Raw genomic sequence first — 6,634 nt, 5'->3', positions numbered from 1 at the left:
CGCCAGCTGACCAGTCCGGCTCTTGCCGGCGAACGCGGTGTCCCACCGCCAGTTACACCAAGCTCGGGGACACGATCTACGGCAGAATATAAATTACTTAGTGCCAGATCGAAAACGACGATTTCTCTGAGAAGCCTTGACGAGGGCCATTTGCTACGCATCGGGTGGAAGGCGCGGCCTGATTGGATTATTCAGGCTGCCATTTGCTTGAGCCAAGTTGTTTTCTTCTTACACGGCGAGCATGATCAGGTTTCGATACCGAAGTCGGTTAAGGCAGAGGCCACCTTCACCGACGCGCCATTTGAGCTGCCATTGCGTTCCTTCAGATGCAGTTAGAATCCGGCTCGATGCAGGCTTTCCGGCTCACACGTAACAGCGCCGTATCGTTCGCGAGCAATTGCGGCTTGGGATTTGTGCCATTCGGATAATGGTCGCAGCTGTGCGGTTCGTGCCTACAATAGGCCTATATCGAGCTTTTGAGATGCTAGTCGGCTATTCCGGGCAATCAAAGTTAGCCGTTTGTTGACGTAGTCAAGCGACGCATCATCGAGTTCGCCGAACATCGTCGAGTGAAGGGCTTCTCTTTTGTTTGACAGCTTAGTGATTTCCGCACGCGCCTTTTGAGTCAGCGAGATCTGTAGGAACCTTCCGTCATCAGGCGATGTTTCGCGAGCTAGGAACTCCATATTTTCGAGTTTTTTTGTTTGGTTGGTGACAAAGGCGGGGTGAATTCGCAGTTTATTCGCAACCGCAATTCCCGAGACGCCGCGACCTTGGTCGAGCTCGTCGATGGCCATCAGTATTAGCCACTGTGGTTCGGTTATTCCTAACATCTCGGCCCAACTTTTATGTATTGCCTCCAGTTGGGAGTGAATCTCGACAATGTTCCAGATGAAGTCCGTAAGGGCTCTATTAGCTCGTTCTTTTTGGGCCATGTGGGTTTTTCCGTCTCAGGCAGGAGCAGCCGGGTGCTTTTTCCTTAGCTAGATGGCAGATCTCTTTGCTTTGCAAACCTTCTCAGGGGTGGCGCCAGGACAAAATTAGCTTTCCAACTAACGCAGCTGCGCTTTGACCCGCTAAACTAAGGCCAAACAGTTTCGGCCGAACGGTAGCCTGACCGACGAAACGCGTCTTCCACGGCGATTTAGGTCCAAATGTTGCTCAATTGTGACACTTTTGGCGAAAAACGATCCCTCGCAATTAATTAATTGAAGCAATTGATCGATGTAATTAAAAATTAGCCGGGCGCCAGGAGACGCCTCAGAGTCCGTCAAACACCTGCCGTAAGCGAGGCTGGTCGCGGCGGATCTTTGAAGGACGGAAAATATTCCAACTTGGAGGTTCATAATGAAGCTGACAAAGAGTCTTATCAGCTCTGCAGGAATGTTTGCAGCAGCTGGGGCGCAGGCTGCCGATCTTCCGATGAAGGCGAAGCCGGTCGAGTACGCAAAGGTCTGCCCTCTCTATGGTGCCGGATTCTACTATATCCCGGGCACTGAAACTTGCATCAAGCTTGGTGGTTATCTGCGGGTATGGACCGGGTTGCGGTCGAATTATGCCGCTGGCACGGCAGACAGTGGCTTGGGTGGCGCACAAAACCGACTAAGCAACAGCTATACGATGCGATCTCAGGGGCTTCTAAACATCGATACGCGCACCGCCACTGAATATGGTCTGCTGCGCACCTTCTTTGCAGGCGCGATGCGATGGACTACGGGGGGCTACAGCGGGCAAGGAAACGGATCGACCGTTTACCAGTCGATCGGCGGCATCTCTGCGCCGAACAACGCCAATCCGGGCGCAGTCGCTGGCGGTACACTCGCTGTGTCCTACGCATTCATACAGTTCGCTGGTTTCACAATTGGTAAGGCGCAATCGCAGTTCTCTCCTCCTTGGGCCGACTATCCAGCCAACTGGTACGACCTGCCGGGAAGCGGCGGCTGGGAGCCTCCGAACCAATTCACCTATACCGCTGATTTCGGCCATGGCATCACGGCCTCCTTTTCGGCCCAAGATCAAGTCGTTAACTACACAAGCAACGTCTGGAACGTGAGCGCTGTGACACCCGCAAGTCTCGCCGCTGGATCGTATGGCGCCAATGACATTGGCGCAACGCGCGCTCCAGACCTCGTCGCCATGCTTCGTGTTGACCAGTCCTGGGGTCTCTTCCAAGCGTCGGTTGCTGCCCACGACAACCATGCGGCCTATTATGGTGCAACCGAGGTTACCGGCCATCCGGAGGACAAGTGGGGCTGGGCTAGTCAGTTGGCGTTGTCTATCAAGAATATCCCGACCGGCCCGGGTGACACGATCAACATGGCGGGCGTGTATACGAAAGGAGCAAGCCGCTATAACTTCCATAGTTATGAGTCCAGCACCTTCGCAATGTACGGCGGTACTACTTTGGCAGGTGTTTACCAGAGTATCGGACTTGCGGGGCTTTCTGACTCGGTGTTCGTGACTGGCTCCGGCCAGGAGTTGACTACCACCTTCGGCTTTAACGGCGGCTACACCCATAACTGGGATCCGCACTGGGCCACCGCCATCTACGGCGGGTGGGGCGCTGTGCGTTATAACGGCACAGCCAAGGGCTACATCTGTAATGCGGTGGTCACAGGACTCGCATTGTCGAGCGGGTTTGCCGGCTGTAACCCCGACTTCAACTATGCGAGCGTTGGTACATATACCTCCTGGACACCGGTCAAGGGCCTGACCTTCTTGGGCGAACTAAATTACACGATGCTGGACCAGAAGTACGCGAGCGGGAGCACCGTGACGTTACCGGTGCAGTCGAGCATCGCAAAGCCGGGTGCTGCATACGAGCTAAGGAACCAAAACAGCCTCACGATGCTGCTCTCCGCTCAGCGCAACTGGTGACACCTAGGTAAACCGCTAAAGGATGTATAAGGGGGTGATCTCTAGATCTACGTTTGACCTCCACGCCTTCGGCATGCCCGTCGGAGGCGTTTGGTTCAGACCCGATCCAGTATTCGGGTTATGTGTTGGTGGTGTCGCGATAATGTTTGGCAAGTTCGCGAGCCGGTCTTGGCCATCGCAATTCCATCATCGAAGCAGCGCAACATGTCGGCTGGTCGATGCGGAAACTCGCTCGTTCGCGTTGGCGATGCAAGGTGCGGCCGAGCGGCTTGATTCATCGTTCCGATCGCGGTGTACGGGGCGAATTCAATCGGCCGCCACAACACCGACTGTGTTCACTCTTGGCAGCAACTCGTCAAGTGCCTCTGCCGGCGTTTTCCGGCCCAGGGTCCTCCTTGGTCAACTTTGAAGACGGCCGCTAGCGATCTCGTCATCTCGTCGGCACCGCAGCCAGGTTCACCTTCCGCGGCGCCGACGTCGTGGCGGCACTGGAAAGGGCCCACAAAGAGGTGGGCTTCCCGGTCGCGTCGACCAAGGAAGCGAGTTCGTGTCGTGAGCCTACCAGCGCGGCGTCGCGTTGGACTTCTCGCGGCCGACTGGCGATGTGTTCATCGAGGTCTCAACGGTGCTTCCAGAGCGGCCCCATCGTTCGATCGGCAATCGACCGCCGATTTTGCTGCAAAACCGCGTTGGCGCAACCATAAGCACGTTCTCTGGCCACGGGCTTGAGCGCGGTAGGCCAAGGCCGGCAGCTGATCGATGTCGCGGTTTGGATGCCCGTTTTGACGATCCTGGTCAGGACGTCGGTGAGATAGGCGAGCGGATCGACGGCGTTTGCAAGTCTCGACCAGAGACGCGACGACAGTATTCGGCACCGCCGTCGGATCCGGCAAACAACGCGTTCTTGCGACTGATCTTGATACCACGGATTGATCGTTCGATGGTATTGTTGTCGAGTTCGATGCGGCCGTCATCGATGAAGAGCGTTAGGCCTTTCCAACGCGAGAGGGCGTAACGGATCGCCTCGACGAGCTTGATCTGATGAGAGCTAACTTGGCGCGAAGCCAAACCTCGAAGGCATCGGCCAGTGGTCGTCTCTTCTGCTGTCGCACGAGGCGAAGCTCCTCCGCGCTGCGGCCGCGGGTCTCCTTCTCGATCCCATAGAATACGGTGACCGGCGTGAGATCTGCACCCAGCGCCGGCGACGATGGAGAGGCGAGGAGAACGCCCGGATCGTGGCGGAAAGCTTTGAGGAAGGTGTGAACATCTCCGAGGTGGCGCGGCGCAATGGCGCCGCCCGCGGACTGCTCACGGTGTGGCGACGCCAGGTTGCGGCGGCGGTAGCGGGCAAGGCGCCGAGTTTTGTGGTGCCGAGAGCGGCGGCACGGCCGACGAGTGCATTTCGTCGGCGCAGGAGATCCAGCGCGTCACCGACCAAAGCCTGCGGGGTGATCGAGATCGAGCTGAACGGGGGCGCAAATCTGGATTGCGCCGGGTGTGGAGCTGGCGACGCTTTCGATGGTACTGTCGGCGCTTCGGGGCATCCGGTGATTGCACTGAGGTCCGACCTCAAAGTGGTGCTGGCGGCCCAGCCGGTCGACTTTCGCAAGTCGGTGCACATGTTGTCGGCGCTGGTGATCGAAGCACTGCGCGCGAACCCGTATTGCGGCGACTTCTTCGTATTCCGCAGCAAGCGCATGGACAGAGTGAAGCTTGTGGCGTGGGACGGTGCGGCTGGGTGCTGACGATGAAGTGGTTGCACCTGGGACGCTTCACCTGGCCACCGATCCGCGACGGCGTGGTGCATCTAAGTGCGACGCAGCTCGTGGACGCGCGTCTCGCCCAGGCCTATGAAGCAAGCCAGCCGTTGTTGCGTGAGAGGAGAGGATTTTGCTGGAGCATGTGGTGCGCGCCTGTATCGTCTGATCATGGCAATTTGCCTCGACGCTCTCCTGACCGATCCGGCGGCTCTGACCGAGACGGTGCTCACGCTTGACGCAAAAAACGAGAAGCTGCGTGTGGCGATGCAGACATTCAGGGAGGGAATGTTCGGAAAGCGTTCGGGGAGGCTTGCGGTGATCGGGGACGAGCAACTGGCGCTCGAGCTGGATGATCTTGAAACCGACGCCACACGTCCTGCGCCGGCCAACGACGATGCACCTGCGGCGAAGTCGCCCGACAAGCCACGTAAGAGAGCGCTCCGCAACATCGGTGCGCTGCCCAAGCACGTGCCGCGTTGTGAGCAGGTGCTGGAGCCGGAGGTGTCCGTGCTGCCAAGGCCAACTTCACAAGATTGGCGAGGCCGTCAGCGAGGTGCTGGACGTGATCCCGGCGATGCTGCAGGTGCTGCGGACGGTCCGTCCCAAGTACGCCTGCCGCAGTTGCACCGATGGCGTAGTCCAGGCGAAGGTACTGCCGCGCCTGATCGAGAGCGGCATGGCCTAACGGCACTCGTGAATCACGTGGTGGTCGAAGTTCGTCTGGTATCTGCCGCTGTACCGGCAGGTGCAGATCCTGATCGACCAAGACATCCAGCTTGACCGTGCGACACTTGCCGGCTGGATCAAGCGTGCCGCCTAGTGGCTCAAGAGCCTCTACGAGCTCCAACTGCGGATGATCCAGGCTGCACCGCACGTGTTCTGCGACGAGACGCCGATGCCGGTGCTCGATGCCGGCGACATCGTACCCGCATCTGCCAGTTCTGGGCGTATGCCATTGATGACCGGCCATGGGGCGGACCCTCGCCGCCGGCGGTTGCCAACGTGTTTGCCAACGGCCGCGGCATGGAGGTGATCGCTAGACAGCTGATGGGCTTTTCCGGCATTCTGCAGGTGGACGGTTATGCCGCCTACAAACCGCTCGCCCGCGATCATGGTGATGCAATCGAGCTCGCCTTTTGTCTCGCCCACGCTCGACGCAAATTCGTCGAGGTATATATAAGACGACCCAGTCGTCGTTCGCTCGCGAAGTGATCGGGCGCCTTCAGGCGGTCTATGCCATCGACGCGGCAGCAGTGCCGAGCAGCGGCTGGCTACCCGCCGCACCAGGTCCGCTCCATTGATGAAGGCGCTCAGGACGCGCCTGACCGCAATGGTTGGCCAGGTCTTCTCCCAATCGAAGCTGGCGGAGGCCATCAAGTTGGCACCCAATCACTGGGGGGTGACGCTGTTTCTCCGCGACGGCTGCATCGAGGTCGACAGCAATACGGTCGAGCGTTCCATGCGCCCCGATTACGGTAAGCGGCGTGTCTTCCGCACCTTGTCGGGCGTGAGCTGATCAGCAAGATGCGAGCCTCATTTGTAGTTGGGTTCGCATATATGGTTGACCATATAGTTGACGCTTCGGAACCGCGGGGCCGGGTGGATATCCAGGTCGGAGTGGGGCGTCGGCGGCGGTGGAACGACGCGGTCAAGGGACGGATCGTGGCGGAGTCGTATGCGCCGGGCGCTGTTGTGTCCGAGGTGGCGCGCCGCCACGGCCTCGCGCCGCAACACCTGTTCGCTTGGCGCAAGGCGGCGCGTGCCGGTCTGCTGAGCTTGCCGGCGGAGGATGCGCCGCTCTTCGTTCCGATGGTGTCGGAGCTGCGCCCCACTGGGATGGCCGTGGAAGCGGCAATACCGAACGCGACAACGATCAGCATCGAGATTGGCGGTGCGGTGGTTCGTGCGGCGGCCGGGGTCGATCCAGGCTGGCTGCGCGATGTGCTGCGGGCCGTGAGGGCGACGACATGATCGCGGCTTCGGCGGGCGTGAAGATC

Annotated in this window: 9 protein-coding genes and 2 pseudogenes; 9 read left to right on the top strand and 2 right to left on the bottom strand. The window is 59.2% G+C overall.

What is annotated here, in order from left to right; all coding sequences use genetic code 11:
• A partial coding sequence (locus PMN64_RS41245; RefSeq protein ID WP_411784906.1) for a hypothetical protein occupies nucleotides 1-336 on the top strand: 336 nt, incomplete at its 5' end.
• Between the two features lie 116 nt (nucleotides 337-452).
• On the opposite strand, the gene PMN64_RS41240 is transcribed toward PMN64_RS41245, so the two are convergent.
• Nucleotides 453-935 carry a MarR family winged helix-turn-helix transcriptional regulator gene (locus tag PMN64_RS41240; protein WP_411784905.1) on the bottom strand — a complete coding sequence of 161 codons (483 nt, stop codon included), beginning with the start codon at nucleotides 933-935 and terminating at the stop codon, nucleotides 453-455.
• Nucleotides 936-1,347: 412 nt separating this feature from the next.
• Between PMN64_RS41240 and PMN64_RS41235 the strand changes: the two genes are divergently transcribed.
• A complete protein-coding gene (locus PMN64_RS41235) occupies nucleotides 1,348-2,877 on the top strand; it encodes a porin (RefSeq protein WP_411784904.1) in 1,530 nt (509 codons plus the stop codon).
• A 734-nt stretch (nucleotides 2,878-3,611) separates the two neighbouring features.
• Here the strand turns inward: PMN64_RS41235 and PMN64_RS41230 are convergent.
• Nucleotides 3,612-4,088, bottom strand: a pseudogene (locus tag PMN64_RS41230) (IS66 family transposase); the annotation flags it as partial.
• 24 nt (nucleotides 4,089-4,112) lie between these two features.
• On the opposite strand from PMN64_RS41230, the gene tnpB reads away from it, so the two are divergent.
• From tnpB to tnpA, 7 genes and pseudogenes are all read left to right on the top strand, one after another.
• Nucleotides 4,113-4,622: an IS66 family insertion sequence element accessory protein TnpB gene (gene tnpB / locus PMN64_RS41225; RefSeq protein ID WP_411784903.1), complete on the top strand. Its 510-nt coding sequence runs from the start codon at nucleotides 4,113-4,115 to the stop codon at nucleotides 4,620-4,622.
• 105 nt (nucleotides 4,623-4,727) lie between these two features.
• A pseudogene (locus tag PMN64_RS41220) lies at nucleotides 4,728-5,057 on the top strand (hypothetical protein); the annotation flags it as partial.
• The gene (locus PMN64_RS41215) at nucleotides 4,987-5,322 is read left to right on the top strand and encodes an IS66 family transposase zinc-finger binding domain-containing protein (protein ID WP_411784908.1); all 336 of its coding nucleotides are present in this window, start codon (nucleotides 4,987-4,989) and stop codon (nucleotides 5,320-5,322) included. The pseudogene PMN64_RS41220 and the gene PMN64_RS41215, both read left to right, overlap by 71 nt.
• Before the next feature lie 60 nt (nucleotides 5,323-5,382).
• Nucleotides 5,383-5,457 (top strand): hypothetical protein, encoded by a 75-nt coding sequence (locus tag PMN64_RS41210; RefSeq protein ID WP_411784907.1) that lies wholly within the window; start codon nucleotides 5,383-5,385, stop codon nucleotides 5,455-5,457.
• Nucleotides 5,457-5,849 (top strand): IS66 family transposase, encoded by a 393-nt coding sequence (locus PMN64_RS41205; RefSeq protein ID WP_411784902.1) that lies wholly within the window; start codon nucleotides 5,457-5,459, stop codon nucleotides 5,847-5,849. Before PMN64_RS41210 ends, PMN64_RS41205 begins: the two co-directional genes overlap by 1 nt.
• A gap of 88 nt (nucleotides 5,850-5,937) precedes the next feature.
• Nucleotides 5,938-6,153 carry an IS66 family transposase gene (locus tag PMN64_RS41200; RefSeq protein WP_411784901.1) on the top strand — a complete coding sequence of 72 codons (216 nt, stop codon included), beginning with the start codon at nucleotides 5,938-5,940 and terminating at the stop codon, nucleotides 6,151-6,153.
• A gap of 83 nt (nucleotides 6,154-6,236) precedes the next feature.
• Complete coding sequence (gene tnpA / locus PMN64_RS41195) at nucleotides 6,237-6,608, top strand: IS66-like element accessory protein TnpA (protein WP_411784900.1); 372 nt, start codon at nucleotides 6,237-6,239, stop codon at nucleotides 6,606-6,608.
• Nucleotides 6,609-6,634: the final 26 nt, after the last annotated feature.

This window comes from Bradyrhizobium sp. UFLA01-814 (genome assembly GCF_046718885.1).
GTDB classification, from domain to species: Bacteria; Pseudomonadota; Alphaproteobacteria; order Rhizobiales; family Xanthobacteraceae; genus Bradyrhizobium; species Bradyrhizobium elkanii.
Note: the sequence above shows the minus strand (reverse complement) of the source record. Positions and strands in the feature narration are given on the sequence as shown.